The organism is Thermodesulfobacteriota bacterium (genome assembly GCA_040755095.1).
Taxonomy (GTDB): Bacteria; Desulfobacterota; Desulfobulbia; order Desulfobulbales; family JBFMBH01; genus JBFMBH01.
This window is the reverse complement of record JBFMBH010000111.1, coordinates 1-16,068: the sequence shown is the minus strand read 5'-3', so window position 1 is coordinate 16,068 and position 16,068 is coordinate 1. Positions and strand designations below refer to the sequence as shown.

General features: G+C 70.2%; 14 protein-coding genes. 13 read left to right on the top strand and 1 reads right to left on the bottom strand.

Annotated elements, in window-relative coordinates:
- From AB1634_14830 to AB1634_14780, 11 genes are all read left to right on the top strand, one after another.
- A partial coding sequence (locus AB1634_14830; GenBank protein ID MEW6220789.1) for a hypothetical protein occupies positions 1-998 on the top strand: 998 nt, incomplete at its 5' end.
- 52 nt (positions 999-1,050) lie between these two features.
- Positions 1,051-3,363, top strand: coding sequence for a PAS domain S-box protein (locus AB1634_14825; GenBank protein ID MEW6220788.1), 2,313 nt, complete (start codon positions 1,051-1,053; stop codon positions 3,361-3,363).
- A gap of 107 nt (positions 3,364-3,470) precedes the next feature.
- Positions 3,471-4,586, top strand: a complete 1,116-nt coding sequence (locus tag AB1634_14820) for a PAS domain S-box protein (GenBank protein MEW6220787.1) — start codon at positions 3,471-3,473, stop codon at positions 4,584-4,586.
- Positions 4,587-4,605: 19 nt separating this feature from the next.
- Positions 4,606-5,667, top strand: coding sequence for an S-methyl-5-thioribose-1-phosphate isomerase (gene mtnA / locus AB1634_14815; protein MEW6220786.1), 1,062 nt, complete (start codon positions 4,606-4,608; stop codon positions 5,665-5,667).
- Entirely contained in the window at positions 5,667-6,566 is a 900-nt protein-coding gene (locus tag AB1634_14810; protein ID MEW6220785.1) for an RNA pseudouridine synthase, read from the top strand. The genes mtnA and AB1634_14810 overlap by 1 nt, the downstream gene beginning before the upstream one ends.
- Positions 6,563-7,135, top strand: a complete 573-nt coding sequence (locus tag AB1634_14805) for a phosphatase PAP2 family protein (protein ID MEW6220784.1) — start codon at positions 6,563-6,565, stop codon at positions 7,133-7,135. Before AB1634_14810 ends, AB1634_14805 begins: the two co-directional genes overlap by 4 nt.
- A 45-nt stretch (positions 7,136-7,180) precedes the next feature.
- Positions 7,181-8,512, top strand: a complete 1,332-nt coding sequence (locus AB1634_14800; protein ID MEW6220783.1) for a DUF190 domain-containing protein — start codon at positions 7,181-7,183, stop codon at positions 8,510-8,512.
- Entirely contained in the window at positions 8,509-9,723 is a 1,215-nt protein-coding gene (locus AB1634_14795) for a hypothetical protein (GenBank protein MEW6220782.1), read from the top strand. The genes AB1634_14800 and AB1634_14795 overlap by 4 nt, the downstream gene beginning before the upstream one ends.
- A complete protein-coding gene (locus tag AB1634_14790) occupies positions 9,723-10,721 on the top strand; it encodes a GNAT family N-acetyltransferase (protein ID MEW6220781.1) in 999 nt (332 codons plus the stop codon). The genes AB1634_14795 and AB1634_14790 overlap by 1 nt, the downstream gene beginning before the upstream one ends.
- Before the next feature lie 4 nt (positions 10,722-10,725).
- The gene (locus AB1634_14785) at positions 10,726-11,973 is read left to right on the top strand and encodes a glycosyltransferase (GenBank protein ID MEW6220780.1); all 1,248 of its coding nucleotides are present in this window, start codon (positions 10,726-10,728) and stop codon (positions 11,971-11,973) included.
- Positions 11,970-12,674 (top strand): PIG-L deacetylase family protein, encoded by a 705-nt coding sequence (locus AB1634_14780; GenBank protein MEW6220779.1) that lies wholly within the window; start codon positions 11,970-11,972, stop codon positions 12,672-12,674. The genes AB1634_14785 and AB1634_14780 overlap by 4 nt, the downstream gene beginning before the upstream one ends.
- Here AB1634_14780 and AB1634_14775 read toward each other — a convergent pair whose 3' ends face one another.
- On the bottom strand, positions 12,675-14,192 hold the full coding sequence (locus AB1634_14775) for an HDOD domain-containing protein (protein MEW6220778.1): 1,518 nt from the start codon (positions 14,190-14,192) through the stop codon (positions 12,675-12,677).
- 139 nt (positions 14,193-14,331) lie between these two features.
- On the opposite strand from AB1634_14775, the gene AB1634_14770 reads away from it, so the two are divergent.
- Together AB1634_14770 and AB1634_14765 are read left to right on the top strand one after the other, a co-directional pair.
- Positions 14,332-15,030: an FHA domain-containing protein gene (locus tag AB1634_14770; protein MEW6220777.1), complete on the top strand. Its 699-nt coding sequence runs from the start codon at positions 14,332-14,334 to the stop codon at positions 15,028-15,030.
- Between the two features lie 12 nt (positions 15,031-15,042).
- Positions 15,043-16,068: serine/threonine-protein kinase (locus AB1634_14765; protein MEW6220776.1), on the top strand; the 1,026-nt coding region annotated here is incomplete at its 3' end.

The window sequence follows — 16,068 nt, the reverse complement described above, 5'->3', positions numbered from 1 at the left end:
CCTGGCTGCACGAGGTGGTGCCCGCCAGCCGCTCCGGCCTCTATTTTGCCACCGAGATGAGCCTGGTCCAGCTCATCAACATCGGGCTGGCCCTGCTCCTGGGCTTCATCCTCCAGATGGGCGAAGGCCTGGGCCGCTTCTTTGTGGTCTACGGCCTGGGCATCGGGGTGGGGCTTGTGAGCATCGCCTTCATCCGCCGCATTCCGGGCGGCGAGGCCAGGCCGCAATTGAGCGCTACGGCCGGCGGTCTGGCCGGCTACCGGCCGGCCCTGGCCGATGCCGCCTTTCTGGCCTACGTCGGCCGGGCCCTCCTGGGCATGGTGGCGGCGGCGGCCAGCGCGGCCGCCTCCACCCTCTATCTCCGGGACGCGCTGGGGCTTGCTGACAGCCGCATCATGTACCTGGTGAGCCTGGGCAGCCTGGCGGTCGCCCTCACCGTCCGCTCCTGGGGCGAGTATGCCGACGACCGGGGCACGGTGCCGGCGCTCATCCAGGTCCTGGCGGCCCACAGCGTGGCTGCAGCGCTGTGGCTCCTGCTGCTGCCAGGTACCTCCTGGGCACCCTGGCTGGCGGTGCCGGTGGTGATGGTGTCGGCGGTCTTCAACGCCGCCTTCCTGATGCTGGCCGCCCGGGGCATGCTCTGCCGGGTGCGGGCGGAGGGCCGGGTTGGCTACACCAACATCTGGATCCTCGGCACGGCCTTGGCCATGGGGCTGGCCCCCATCGCCGCCGGCCGAGCCATCGATTCCTGGCAGCTGGCCGGTTTCCGGGCGTGCTTCGCGGCGTCCAGCCTGGTCGGGCTTGTGGCGGCGCTGCTGTTCTTCGGCCTCAGGGCCGAAGAGGGCCAACCGCCGGTGCCCCGGCTGGCCGAGGTCCTGCGACCCAGCCAGCCCCTGCGCACCCTGGGCCGTATCCTCTGGATCAGCCTGGGGTTGCGGGGTCCTTCTCGCCCGCCGCATCGAGACGGCAGACAAGGGGACCAGGATGTGGCATCATGAATCCGAAGGCTGTTCCCGATGCCCTCCGGCCCCTCCTGTGGAGTGCCCCGCCATGCCCGACCTCCCCGCCGTGCCGAGCCAGCCGTCCCCAGAGGTGATCGCCACCGGCATCGGCGATCTCGCCTGTCAGGCCCTGCTGGAGTATGCCCGGGAGGGCCTGGCGGTCTGGCAGCCGGTAGCGGATCCGCCCGGCGCCCGCTTTCTGATCTGGAACCGGCGCTTGGCCGAGATCACCGGCCACACCCGGGAAGCGATCAACGAGCTGGGTCTGTGCCAGGCACTCCGTCCCGAAAAGACCGGCCTGGAGCGGAGCCAGGAACGGCTGCAGCGCGTCCGCCATGGCGAGCACCTGGCCGCCGAGGTGTGGGAGATCACCCGCGCTGACGGTGGCCGCCGCTCCCTGCGCCTGACCACCCAGGCCCTGGCCGGCACCGACCTCGTTCTCCTCATGGCCGAGGACATCACGGACCAGGAGACGGCGCTCGCTGCCCTGGCGGCCAGCGAGGCCCGGCTGCGGACCATGTTCCACACCAGCCCGGACGCCATCAGCGTCACCCGCTTTGCCGACGGCGTCTACCAGGATGTCAATGACGCCTTCCTGGAGATCACCGGCTTCAGCCGCGAGGAGGTGATCGGCAGCTCCTCGTTGATGATCGACATCTGGCAGGACCTCGCCGATCGGCGGCAGCTCATGGAGGCCCTGAACGAGTACGGCTTTGTCCGCAACCAGGAGGCCCGGTTCCGGATGAAAGACGGCACGGTGCGGCTGGGTCTTCTGTCGGCCCGGGTGATCGACATCGACGGCGTGCTCCACATCCTGTCCATGACTCGGGACATCACCGAGCTGCGGGGGGTGGAGCGGCAGCGGCAGGAGATCGAGGAACAGTACCGCCTGCTGGTGGAAAGCGCCATCGATGCCATCGTCATTGCCCAGGACGGGTGTCTGGTCTTCGCCAATCCGCGAACCGTGGAGCTCACCGGCCGCTCGGCGGCGGAGCTCGCCCACATGCCGTTCGAGGTCATGATCCATCCCGCCGACCGGGCCATGGTCATGGATCGCCACCACCGCCGCCTGGCGGGGGAGGAGCAGCCCGAGGTCTATTCCTTCCGGATCGTCACCCCTCCGGGCCAGGAGGTCTGGGTGCAGGTCAGCTGCCGGGTCATCACCTGGCAGGGCCGGCCAGCGGTCCTTTCCTTCCTGCGGGACATCAGCGAGCAGCGGCGCATGGAGGCGCAGCTGCGGCAGGCGGCCACCATGGAGGCCATTGGCAGCCTGGCTGCCGGGGTGGCCCACGACTTCAACAACCTGCTCACCGCCATCCAGGGCCATGCCGCCCTCATGCGCTGGCGGGTGACGCCGGATCATCCCTTCCACGAGTCGCTGGCCACCATCGAGGCAGTGGTCAAGAGCGCGGCCAGCCTCACCCGCCAGCTTCTGGGCCTGGCCCGGGGCGGCAAGTACGAGGTGCGGCGCCAGGACCTCAATGCCATTGTCCGGGACAGCAGCCGCCTGTTCGGCCGCACCCGCAAAGAGCTGACCGTCACCACCAGCCTGGCGCCCGACCTGTGGCCAGTGGAAGTGGACCGGCACCAGATGGAGCAGGTGCTGCTCAACCTCTTCCTGAACGCCTGGCAGGCCATGCCAGCCGGCGGCCGGCTGACCCTCACCACCGCCAACCGGCTCCTGGACGAGGGGGCGGTGTCGCTCCTGGGCCGGCCGCCGGGCCGCTACATCGAGCTGGCGGTGACCGATACCGGCATCGGCATGGACGAGGCGACCCGGCAGCGGGTCTTCGATCCCTTCTTCACCACCCGGGAGAAGGAGCGGGGCACCGGGCTGGGCCTGGCCTCGGCCTACGCCATCATCACCAACCACGGCGGCCTCATCAGTGTCGACAGCCAGCCCGGTCAGGGCACCACCTTCCGCATCCTTCTGCCGGCGGCCAAGGAAGCCCGGCCGGAGCCGGTGCCCCCACACCATTGCCGGCCCCGGGGCGGGGAGACCGTGCTGCTGGTGGATGACGAGTCCCTGGTGGCGGGAGTGGCCAGCCAGATGCTGGCCGCCCTGGGCTACCACGTCCTGGTGGCCGGCAGCGGTCCGGAGGCCCTCGACCTCCTCCGGAAGGAGGGCTCCGGCATCGGGCTGGTGATCCTGGACATGCTGATGCCGGGCATGAACGGTGCCGCCACCTATTCCCGGCTCCGGGAGATCGATCCCCGGGTGCCGGTTCTGGTAGCCTCCGGCTTCAGCAAGGATGCCGAGGCCGAGGCCCTGATGGCCCAGGGCTGCAGGGGCTTCATCCAGAAGCCCTACGGCCTGGACGCCCTGGCCACCAAGGTCCGGGAGGTCCTGGCCGGCGGGTAGTGGCCGGCCAGAGCCCTTGACGATCGACCGCCGCCAGGCTACCGTCTTGCCGGTGCCGGGCTCCCGCGCCGGCATCCCCTCGCCCCAGCCCCAAAGGAGCCCCTGCCGTGACCGACATCCCTGCCCCGGACGCCTTGGCCAGCCGCCTGGCGGCGCTGGAGGCCGAGGCCGGCGCCTGCCGCCTGGACGAGGCGGCGATGCGCCGTCACACCGGGGAGCTGGTCAAGCGCATCCGGGAGCTGCAATGCCTCTATGGGATCAGCCAGCTGGTTGAGCAGCCCGGCATCTCTTTGACCGAGATCCTGGCCGGGGTGGCCCGGCTGTTGCCGTGTGCGGGCCAGTATCCGGAGATCGCCTGGGGCCGGGTGGTGCTGGATGGGACGAGCTATTGCTCCCACGTTTGCGACGTCCACGGCCAGCATCTGAGCCAGCCGCTCCTGGTGCAGGGCCGGCCGGCGGGTCTGGTGCAGCTGGGCTACCGGGAGGAGCCGCCGCCGCGGGCCGGCGGCCCGTTCTGGGACGAGGAGCGGCAGCTGCTGGCCGCCATTGCCGAGCGGTGCGGCCGCATCGTCGAGCGGAAAAGGGCCGAAGACAAGCTCCTGAAGCTTTCCCATGCCATGGAGCACAGCCCCAGCGCCATTTTGATCACCGACCACCAGGGCCGCATCGAGTACGCCAACCCCAAGCTCTGCGCCATCACCGGCTACCAGGAGGAGGAGGTCCTGGGGCACAATGCCGCTGAGCTGGGCAGCCAGGGGGCGGCCGCGGCCAAGGAGCTGTGGGCCACCATCCTCGCCGGCCACGAGTGGCGCGGCGAGTTCCACAATCTGCGCAAGGACGGCTCGCCGTACTGGGAATCCGCCTCCATCTCCGCCATCCGGGACGCCAAGGGCGCCATCACCCACTTCGTCAAGGTGGCGGAGGACATCACCGAGCTGAAGAAGGTTCAGGATGTGCTGCAGGCGAACGAGGAGCGGCACCACCAGGATGAACGGCGGCTGGATCTGCTGCGCTTCGCCAACCAGGTGGCCCAGGATCTCATGCACGAGCTGCGGAACCCGCTGGTCTCCATCGGCGGCTTTGCCCGCCTCATCGCCACCCGGGATACCCCGGCGGACAAGATGGTGGAGTACAGCCGCATCATCTTCGAGCAGGCCACCCGGCTGGAGGCGGCCCTCAACAAGGCCCTGGCGCACCTGCAAGAGGCGGCGGCCGAGGGATGAAAGACGGAGACGACGCACCATGACCAGACCCATCCCCGAGCTCCCGGATACCATCCGTCCGGTCCGCTGGCAGGACGACCACCTGGTGCTCCTGGACCAGCGCCGCCTGCCCGATGAGAGCATCGATCTGCACCTGACTGACGTGGTGGCCACCGGCCAGGCCATCCGGGACATGGTGGTTCGGGGCGCGCCAGCCATCGGCATCACCGCCGCTTACGGGATGGTGCTGGCGGCCCGCCGCCGCTATCAGGTGGACGCCGGCGGCTGGCTGGCGGCCCTGGTCGGGGATGGACGCCAGCTGGCCGCTGCCCGTCCCACCGCCGTCAATCTGGCCTGGGCCGTGGAGCGCCTCCTGGCCACGGCCCGGGGCGTGGCGGCCGGCGCCGATCCGGTGCCGGTCCTCCTGGCCGAGGCGGACCGGATCCTGGCCGAGGACATCGCTGCCAACCGGACCATGGCCAGACTGGGGGCAGCCCTGCTGGGCCAGGGGGTGCGGATCCTCACCCACTGCAACGCCGGCGCCCTGGCCACCGGCGGCATCGGCACCGCCTTGGGGGTGGTGCGCCAGGCCCAGGTGGAAGGCCGGCTGGCCAAGGTCTACGCCGGCGAGACCCGGCCCTGGCTGCAGGGAGCCCGGCTCACCGCCTGGGAGCTCCTCCGCGACGGCATCCCGGTGACCCTGGTGGCAGAGGGCGCTGCGGCCTGGCTCATGGCCCAGGGCCACGTGGACTGGGTGATCGTCGGCGCCGACCGGGTGGCGGCCAACGGCGACGTGGCCAACAAGATCGGCACCTATTCCCTGGCGGTCCTCGCCCGCCAGCACGGGGTCCGGACCATGGTGGTGGCGCCGACCTCCACCCTGGACCGGTCCCTGGCCGCAGGCGCTCAGATCCCCATCGAGTCCCGGGCCGCCGAGGAGGTCCTGGATTGCGGCGGCCGCCGTCTGGCCGCGGCTGGCGCCAGCGCCTGGAACCCGGTCTTCGACGTCACGCCGGCCGCCCTGGTGGATGCGCTGGTGACGGAAAAGGGCGTCTGCCAGCCGCCCAGCCCGGCAGCCCTTGCCGCCCTGGGGGCACGCTGATGGCCAGGCGTCCTCCTGTCGACCGCGCTGGCCTGCAGCCGGGGCCGGAGGTCGGCCCCCTGGTCCTGGAGATCCGGATCAGCGGCCGCAAGCCGGCCACGGCTGCTGCGGTGCTGGCCGAGCGCTCGGGCCTCGCCAAGGCGCGGATCAAGGACGCCATGAACAAGGGCGCGGTCTGGCTGACCCGGGCCGGCACCGCCCGGCGCCTGCGGCGGGCCAGCCAGGAGCTCAAGGCCGGCGATCGGCTGGCCCTTTACTACGATGCCGCCCTCCTGACCCTGACGCCCCCGCCGGTGGCCTGTCTGGCCGATGCTGGCCGCTACTCGGTCTGGATCAAGCCGCCGGGGCTCATGGCCCAGGGCAACCGCTTCGGGGATCACTGCTCGCTGGTCCGCCAGGCCGAGCTGGCCCTGTGGCCCCGGCCAGCCTTCCCGGTCCACCGCCTGGACCGGGAGGCGGCCGGCCTCATGCTGGTGGCCCATGACCAGCAGGCCGCGGCAGCCTTCTCCCGCCTGTTCGCCGAGCGGGCCATCCGCAAGCGCTACCTGGTGGAGGTTCTGGGCCAGCCCGCTGCCCCGGGCCAGGGCGGCAGCATCGATTCGCCCCTGGACGACAAGCCGGCCCACACCGACTACCGGGTGCTGGAGCGGCGGGAAGACGGGCGTACCGCCCTCCTGGAGGCCTTCATCAGCACCGGCCGGCGCCACCAGCTGCGCCGGCATCTGGCCGCTACCGGTCATCCGGTCATGGGGGATCCCCGCTACGGCAAGGGGAACAAGAACCGCATCGGCCTTAGGCTGTGGGCAGTGGGCCTGGCCTTTGTCTGTCCCTTCTCCGGCCAGGAGCAGGCCTTCACCTGGGAGCCGGAGACGGCGGCCCCGGACGGGGAGGCACCATGATCGCGGCGGCGCCGGGGTTTGGGGGCTGCTGGCCGAGGCGGGTGGTGCTGGCGCTCCTGGCCGCTCTGCTGGCGGCGCCAGGCGCCGCGCACGCGGGCGACAGCACCCCGGGCGACCTGCTGGCCGTGCTGGTGCCGGCAGCAGCCTGGGGGGCCACCTATCTGGAGGACGACGGCCCTGGCCGCTGCCAGCTCTACCACGCCCTTGGCGCCACGGCCGGGGTCACCTACGGCCTCAAGACCCTGGTTCACCACCGCGGCCCGGATGGCGACACCGATTCCTTCCCCTCCGGCCATACCGCCCTGGCCTTTGGCGGCGCCGCCTTTTTGCAGCGGCGCTACGGCTGGCCCTATGGCCTGCCCGCCGGTCTGGCCGCCAGCTACGTGGCCTGGTCCCGCCTCGACAGCGACCAGCACGACCTGGGGGATGTGGCGGCCGGCGCTGGCATCGCCATCATCGCCAACTTGGTCTTTGCCACCCCCCGGGAACAAGGGGTGCAAGTGGAGCCGCTGGTGGGCGCTGGCGAGAGCACCGTCCTCGGCCTGTGCCTGCGGGGCAGCTTGCCATGATTTTGTTGGGAATATTTCCCGGGAGGCTGGCCGGAGAGGATGGCAATGGAGTATAGAATCGTCGAGATCTTCACCAGCGAAAGGGCGAAATGGCACGGACGGCCCCTGTACCAGGCGGTGGTCGAACAGGTGAACGACCTGAAGATCGCGGCCCGCACCATGGTGACCAGGGGCATCGAGGGCTCCTACGAGAACGGAGAGATGGTTACCGGCAGGCTGGAAGTCCTGAGCTTCAATCTGCCGATTCGGGTCAGCATCATTCTGCCGGCCCGGGAGCTTGATCCAGTCCTTTCCATGGTGCAGGGGATGGTGACCGACGATGGCATTCTGGCCGTCCGGGATCTGGAGGTTATCGCCCACAAGACCAGAAGTCTTCTGCTCCCCAGGCACGTCCGGGTCCGCGCGATCATGACCCCTGCCCCCAAAAAGGTGGGGGGGAGCGCGCCGCTGGACGAGGTGGCCCGGCTGCTGCTCTCTTCCACCTTCACCGGCCTTCCGGTGGTGGACGATGAGAACCGCCCGGCCGGGGTTATCTCCCAGGGGGACCTGATCTACAAGGCTGGCATGCCCATGCGGCTGGGGCTCCTGGCCAGGGCCGAGAACGGCAGGACCGCTGCCGTTCTTGCGGCCTTGAGCGCCAGGCGCGCGGACGAGATCATGACCCGCCCTGCCGTGGTCATCGACCAGGACCAGCCGGTGACCGTGGCGGTGGACCTCATGCTCACCAGCCATGTCAAACGGCTCGTGGTCATTGACGGGACGGGCCGGCTTTCAGGCATCCTCTCCCGGGTGGATGTTTTTCGGGCCGGCATTCGAGCCAGTCCCGACTGGCGAGAAATCCAGAAACAGTCCATCCAGGTGGCGAACCTGCGGACCGTTGCCGGGATCAAGCGGCGCGACATCGTTACCGTGCTTCCCGATGCCCCGGTGGACGAGGTGCTGCGCCTCATCGACTGCCACGACATTCAGCGGGTCTGCGTGGTGGATCAGGAGGGGAGATTTCGCGGACTGATCTCCGACCGTGATCTGCTGATCGCCTTTGCTGACCGCCATCCCGGCATCTGGGACTACTTTGCCGGAAAGCTTCCCTTCACCCGGCAGCACCGGCGGCAGAGCGAGCTGCTGGAGCACCTGGCGGCCAGGACCGCCGCCGACGTGATGAAGACCGACATCGTGACCGTTACCGAGGAGACGCCCATCGAGGAGGCGGTGCGGCTCATGCTGGAGCATGCCATCAAACGGCTGCCGGTGGTCGATGGGGAGGGGAGATTCCAGGGCATGATCAGCCGCGATTCGCTCCTGCGCGCAGGGTTCGCTTCCAACGGCACGGGGCAGGTGGGCAGGGGGGAAGTCGGAACCGGTGGGAGAGGAAGATGATGGCAGGAGGCCTGGGGGTGATTGCCCTCATGGGCTCGGGGGAGCTGACGGCCAGCATGGTGGCCGTGCATCAGGAGCTCCTGGCCAGGGTCGGCGGTACGCCCCGGGCGGTCTTTCTCGACACCCCGGCCGGTTTTCAAGAGAACGCTGGGGAGATCAGCGCCAAGGCCCAGGACTACTTCGCCGGCCATGTCGGCCGGCCGCTGCGGGTGGCGTCCCTGCGCCGCGCCGGCGCGGTGGCGACCCTGGCGGGCCAGGAGGCCCTGGCCGTCCTGGGCCAGGCCTCCTATGTGCTGGTGGGGCCGGGCAGCCCCTCTTACGCCCTGCGCCAGTGGCGGGACACGCCGGTGCCTGGCCTCCTCGTGCGGCTGGTCCGGGAAGGTGGCTGTCTGGCGGCGGCCAGTGCCGCGGCCCTGACCGTGGGCCGCCTCACCCTGCCGATCTACGAGATCTACAAGGTGGGGGCGGAGCCCCATTGGCTGCCGGGCCTCGACCTGCTGGGGCAGCTGGGCCTGGCGGCGGTGGTGGTGCCCCACTGGAACAACGCCGAGGGCGGCAGCCACGACACCCGGTTCTGCTACCTGGGTGAGCGCCGGTTCCAGGCCCTGGCCGCCCTGGTGTCGGAAGACACCGCCATCCTGGGCCTCGACGAGCACACGGCATGCATTCTGGACCTGGAGACCGATCTGGCGGCGGTGCGGGGCCTGGGCAGCGTCACCGTTCGCCGGCCTGGGCAGGAGGAGCGGTTCCGGCGGGGCGAGCGTTTTTCCCTGGCCCTCCTGCGGCCGGAGGCAGCGACGGCGGTGGTGAGCCGGCCGCAGGCGGAAGGCCCGGCGGCAGCGGATCCCTTGGTGCAGCTGCGGGAGAGCCTGGCGGCAGACGACGTGCCCCAGGCCCTGGCGGCCCTCCTGGACCTGGAGCAGCGGGTGCGGCCGGTGGCTGGTGCACCGGCGCCGCAGGACCGGGAGGGTACGGCGCTCCGGCAGGGCATTGCGCTCTTGGGCCAGGCCCTGGCCCGGCGGCCGGCGAGTGCCGCCGCTTGTCTCGCCCCCCTGGTGGACGACCTGGTGGCCCTGCGCCAGGCGTGGCGCCAGGAGGGGCACTGGCCGCAGGCGGATGGCTTGCGGCACTGCCTGGCCCGGCACGGGGTGGAGGTGCGGGATACCCCGGGCGGCAGCCACTGGCAGCTCCGGGACCGGGATGACCTCTGATGCCGCGGTCTGCCGAGCTGGTGGTCCTGGGCCTCGATGACCTGGACCGGTGGCGCCAGGATGCGGGCTCAGGGCTGGACTGGAGCGGCCTCTTTGCCCAGCCGTTCTGGCTGCGGGCCTGGTGGGAGAGCTGCGGGGCCGGCGCCACGCCGCTTTGCTGGGGCATCCGGCAGGGGAATCAGCTCCTGGGTCTCGTGGCCCTGCAGCGGCGGGGGGCGGTGGCGGCCTTTGCCGGCAGCCCGGATCTGTGCGATTACCAGGACGCCGTGCTGGTGCCCGGCCAGGAAGGGTCCTTCTGCCGGGCGCTCCTTGGCATCTGCCGGGACCAGGGGCTTCGGGCCCTGGATTTTCGGGGCTTGCGACCCGACGCCCGGCTCCTGGCCGGCCTGCGGCTGGCGGCTGGCGAGACCGGCTGGCAGCTGGCGGTGACCGCCGGCGAGGCCAGCTGGGAGATCCCCTTGCCCGGCAGCTGGGCGGCCTACCTGGAGGGCCTGGCCAGCCGGGACCGCCACGAGCTGCGCCGCAAGCTGCGGCGGCTGGAGGCGGCGGGCGGCTTCGCGTACCGGCAGAGCAGCGGCCCCGCCGTGACCGATGCCGAGATCGCCAGCTTCCTGCCACTCTTTGTGGCCTCGCGGCCGGACAAGGCGGCCTTTCTCACCCCGGCCCGGCAGGCCTTCTTCCAGGCCATCCTGGCGGGTGGTCGCCAGGATGGCTGCCTGCTCATGGGCTGGCTGGAGCGGCTGGGGAGGCCGGTGGCGGCCACCCTGGGCTTTGAGCTTTCCGGCACCAGCTATCTCTACAACAACGGCTATGACCCCGCGTACCGGGATCTCAGCCTTGGCTTTGTCAGCAAGGCCCTTGCCATCAGAACGAGCCTGGAGCGCGGCATGGCGCGGTACGATCTGCTCAAAGGCAGCGAGCCGTACAAGCGGCGGCTGGGTGGCCGGCCGGTGCCCCTGGTCCGCTGCCGGTTGACGGCGTCTTCCGCAAGGAGGTGACGGCATGTGGCCCAAGAAGCTGGCCATCGCCATCCTGGCCATCCACGCCAACCCCCTGGCGGCCCTGGGCAGCCGGGATACCGGGGGGATGAGCGTCTGCATCCGGGAGCTGGCCGCCGAGCTGGGCGCGCGGGGCCACCGGGTGGACATCTACACCGCCCGGCCGGCCGGGGCTGCCGGGCCGGAGATGGGCCTGGCTCCTGGGGTGCGTCTGGTGACGGTGGGGGAAGGCGACGCCAGCGTGCCCAAGGCAGAGCTGGCCGGCCAGGCCGCAAGCCTGGCCCGGGCGGTGGCCCGGCAGGCGGCGGCCGAGGGCATGGTCTACGATCTGGTCCACAGTCACTATTGGCTGTCCGGCCTGGTGGGTGCCCTTCTGGCCCGGGAATGGCGGCTGCCCCATCTCGTCTCCTTCCACACCCTGGCCGCGGTCAAGAACCGGCTGGCCTGTGGCGAGGACGAGCCCCCGGCGCGGCTTGCGGCCGAGGCCTTCCTGGCCCGGCACTGCCAGCGGCTCTTGGCCAGCACCTGTACGGAGCGCCAGGAGCTGATCGACTCCTGCGGCGCCTCGCCGGAACGGATCGCGCTGGTGCCCTGGGGGGTGGACCGCCGCCGCTTCTGCCTCGGCGACCAGGGGGAGGCCCGGCGCCAGCTGGGCCTGCCAGGAGCGGGCCGCCTCCTGCTCTTCGTCGGCCGGCCGGCGCCGATCAAGGGGCTGGAGCGCCTGCTGGCCGCCTGCCGCGAGCTGGCCCTGCCGGCACCTTCCTGCCTCCTGGTGATCGGCGGCGACGAGCCGGCGGCATCGGGCCCGCCGCTGTCGCCGGGTCTGCCGGTCCTGCGGCTGGGCGGCAAGGACCACCGGCAGCTGCCCCTCTATTACCAGGCGGCCGATCTGGTCATCCTGCCTTCCTGCTGGGAGAGCTTCGGGCTGGCGGCCCTGGAGGCGCTCAGCTGCGGCACCCCGGTTCTGGCTACGCCGGTGGGGGCCATGCCAGACCTCCTCCATCCCGGAAGAAACGGCCTGCTGCTGGGCGACACCTCCCCGGCCGGCCTGGCCCAGGCCATCCGCCGCCTGCTGGACCGCATCGGCCGGGGGCACTTCCCCCGGCCTCAGGTCCGGAGCTCGGTGGCGGGCTCCAGCTGGTCCCAGGTGGCGGACCGGCTGCTGGCCGAGTATGCCGGCCTGCTGCTCCCGCCGGCAGCCCTGCCGCCACCGGGCCGGATGGAGGCGGGTCAGGGGGTGGCGTGGCGATGAGCCTGCCGGCGCCCAGCTACGACCTGATGGTGGTGGCCGCCCACCCGGACGACGCCGAGTTCGGCGCGGCGGGCACCATCGCTGCCTGGACCGCGGCCGGAAGACGCGTGGTCTACGTGGTGTGCACCAGCGGTGAGAAGGGCAGCTCGGATCCGGCGGTGGAGCCGGTCGAGCTCGCAGCGGTGCGGGAGGAGGAGCAGCGGGCCGCGGCCCGGGTGCTGGGGGTGTCCGAGGTGGTCTTCCTGCGCCATCCCGACCAGGGGCTGGAGGAGACCCCGGCCTTCCGGCGCCAGCTGGTGGCCCTCTTGCGCCAGTACCGGCCGCACACCGTCTTCACCTCGGATCCGTACCGCCGCTACTTCTGGCACCGGGACCACCGCATCGCCGGCCAGGTGCTCCTGGATGCCGTCTTCCCCTATGCCCGGGATCATCTGGCCTATCCGGAGCTCCTGGCCCAGGGCCTGGCGCCCCACAAGGTGCGGGAGGTGTGGCTCTGGGCCGCCGAGACCCCCAACCACTGGGTGGATATCAGCGCCACCTTCCCGGCCAAGCTGAAGGCCCTTTCCTGCCACGCCTCCCAGGTACGGGAGCTGCCGGTGACCGATCTCGGCAGCTGGCTGCAGGAGCGCTGCCAGACGATGGCCCAGGGCACGGCTTATGAGCTGGCGGAGGCCTTCTTTCGGGCGGAAGCGCCGCCGTAATCAGCGCTTCTTGAGCTTGCGGATGGCCATCACCGCGAAGTCGCGGAGCAGGCGGGTGGCCTTGAGGCGGCTTTCGTCCAGGGGGGGGCGCTCGGCCTTGCGGTCCACGTAAATGAGGCCGATGGGCTTCTTGTCCACCACCACCGGGAAGAGATAGACGGCCCGGTTGCGTACCAGGTGGCGGAGTTGATCCGGGAACAGGCCCGGGGCGTTGGCGGGGATGGCCAGATCCCTGCCGGTCTTCACGGCCCGGGTGACGGCATGCTCCGGGTTGGCGAGGGGGTGCTCGAAGGACCGCACCGCCGCCGGGCTGATGTCCCCCAGGCCGTAGCGGCCGATGAGGGCGACCCGATCCGGCTGCACCTGGAGGACAGCCATGATCACCCGGTCGAAGCCGACCCCCCGGTAGAGGGCCTCCAGGAGGTTGACGTAGAAATCGTTGAGGTTGAAGGGTCCCATGAGCGTCTCGGTGAGCTCACGGATGAAATCGTTGATGGACTTGTCGGGCTGGGTCGGCAGCTCATCCACCCCGGCCGGCACCGCGTCCAGGGGCGAGGACTCCTCCGGAGTCGCCTCCCCCCGGGTCGCCTTCTCCAGGGTGCCGTCCTGGGCGGATTTGAGCCGGCTGCGCATCTTGAGCTTGGCGAGGCCGTAGCGGAGCGCATCGGACAGATCCTCCGAGCATTCGACGCTCCGGCTCACCAGATCCAGGGCCTCCTTGCGGTCCACCGCCAGAACAGGGCCGAAGCGGTCCACCAGGCTGGCCACATCCCGGCCCTCGGAGACCGCCTCGGTGAGGTTGTTGCTGAACACCGCCAGGTTGCGCAGATATCCCACCTCGTCGTGACCGCCGTGGGGCGGCGGGGGATTCCGGCCCATGGCGGCTACGATCTTCTCGGACAGATTCCAGAACCGGGCGATCTCCTCGCCCACCTCCGGCAGGGTGAGGCCGGAGAGCACGGCCCGGGCTGCCGCTTCCTCGGACTGGCCGGCTTCCACCCGCTCCTGGATCTCCCGGTGCAGGTCGGGCAGATAGATCAGCACGATCATCTTGCCCAGGTCGTGAAGCAGGGTGCAGATGAAGGCCTCTTCCGGCACGATCCGAAGCTTCTTCTCGATGCCCAGGGTCTTCGCCTGCATGGCCGCCAGGAAGGACTTGGTGAGCAGCTTGGCGATGCCTTCCTTTTCCACACCTGATTTGATAAAATCCTCGAACAATGTGATGGCCATGGCCAGCTCCCGCACGGCGTCGAAGCCAATGACGCTCACCGCCCGGGAGATGGAGGACACCGGCCGGCTCATGGAGTAATAGGCCGAGTTGACCACCCGGAGGATCTTGTTGGTGAGGGAGTAGTCCTTGAGGATCACCTTGGCCAGCTCGTAGGCGGCGCTCTGGCTGCTGGAGGTGACGGCGATGAGCTCCCGCACATGCTCGGACATGGCCGGCAGGTCGCTCATGTTGATCTTGGCGAAGATCTCGGCCAGTTGCTGATTGGGCTCGGTGGTCGGCTCGGTCATGGCGGGCTCGGCGTGGACTCTGGGGCATGTGCAGCGACTTCATCATTGTACCAGAGTCTTGGGAAGGGAAATTCGAAATTCGAAAAATCCACGGGCCGCCCGCCGGCGGCCGTTGCCCGATGTCGGGCAGGAGGGATCCATGGCGGAGTGGGCGGTGCTTCTGAATGACCGTGTCATCCATACCTTCTCCATCCGGGAAGGGGAATCGGTGGTCTTCGGTCGCGGCACCGAGGCCACGGTGACCATCGACAACACCGCCATCTCCCGGCAGCATGCCCGGTTGGAGATGATGCGGGGCATCTATCTTGTCACCGACCTGGGCAGCCTGAACGGCACCTTCGTCAACGGCCAGAAGATCGGTGCCACCACGCCGGTCACCGAGGACGACACCATCACCATCGGCAAGTTCCGGATCGCGCCAGCGGGGGTGGGGACCCTGGAGGCCGCCGCCTCCATTTCCAAGCCGATGGACGTGGAGGCCACCATCTTTGTGGGCGGTCCCCGCACCGACCGCACCCAGAAGAGCGGGCCCGCCACCACCGGCATCGCCAAGCACCGCCTGACCGCCACGGCCGGCGATCCCCAGCCCGCCGCGCTGGTGCTGGATGGCAGGACCAGCGTCAAGCTCGGCAAGGACCCCTCCGCGGATATCCGCCTGTCCGGCTGGCTGGTGGCTGGCACCCAGTGCTATCTCGTTCTCCGGGAGGACAAGTATTTCCTGGTCACCCAGCGCAGTTGGACGGCCACCCGTCTCAACGGCACCTCGGTGAAGGGGGAGCACCGGCTGCGCAAGGGGGACGTCATCACCATCGGCAAGCACGCCCTGCGCTTCGAATAGGCGGCGTGCGGCATGTGGTCCCCATTCCGCAGGAAGAAGAGGGCCGAGGTCGAGGGGGACCAGGCGGCCGCCGTCACGCCGGCGGCGCCGGGCCGCGAGCGCCAGCTGCTCCCGGCCTGGGAGCCTGGCGCCGTGGTCCTGGGCCGCTATCAGGTGGAGAGCGTGCTGGAGGGCGGCATGGGCCGGGTGGCCATCGCCCGCCACCTGGGCTGGGGGGTGCGCATGGCCATCAAATCCCCCCGGCCGGAGGTCCTGGCGGACCGGGAAGGGGTGGAGCGGATCCTCAAGGAGGCCCACGCCTGGGTGCAGATGGGCATGCACCCCCACGTCGCTTACTGCTACTACGTCCTGACCATTGGCGGCGCCCCTTGTCTCTTCATCGAGTACGTGGACGGCGGCAGCCTGGCCGACTGGATCAAGGCCGGCCGCTGCGGCGATCTGCGCACCAATCTCTCGCTGGCCATCCAGTTCTGCCACGGCATGGAGCACACCCACAGCCAGGGCATCATCCACCGGGACATCAAGCCCGCCAACATCCTGATCACCAAGGATGCCCTGCTCAAGATCACCGATTTCGGCATGCTGCGCCTAGTCTCCGACCGGACAACGGCCGCCGGTCTGGGGGGGGCCGTGGAGGCCGGCGATGACGCCGAGACCACCAAAGGCTTCCGGGGCACCCCGGGCTATGCCTCCCCGGAGCAGTGGCGGGACACCCATCAGGTGGACGGTCGCACCGACATCTATTCCTTCGGCCTGTGCCTGTGGATGATGTTCTGCGGCCGCAAGCCGTTTGCCAACAGCCGGCAGGAGCTGCCGATCCCGGAGCCGGTGGGGGCCGGGCGGCTGGCCATCCCCCCGGCCCTGGCCGCGATCCTCAAACGGTGTATCGCCTTTGCCCCCGAGGCCCGTTATCCGGATTTCGCCGCCTTGCGTCTCGATCTCAACGCCGTCTACCTGGAGGCCTTCCGGGTGCCCTGCCCGTACAACCGCCTGGACTGGCTGGACCTGCGGGCCGACACCCTGAACAACCGGGGCGTC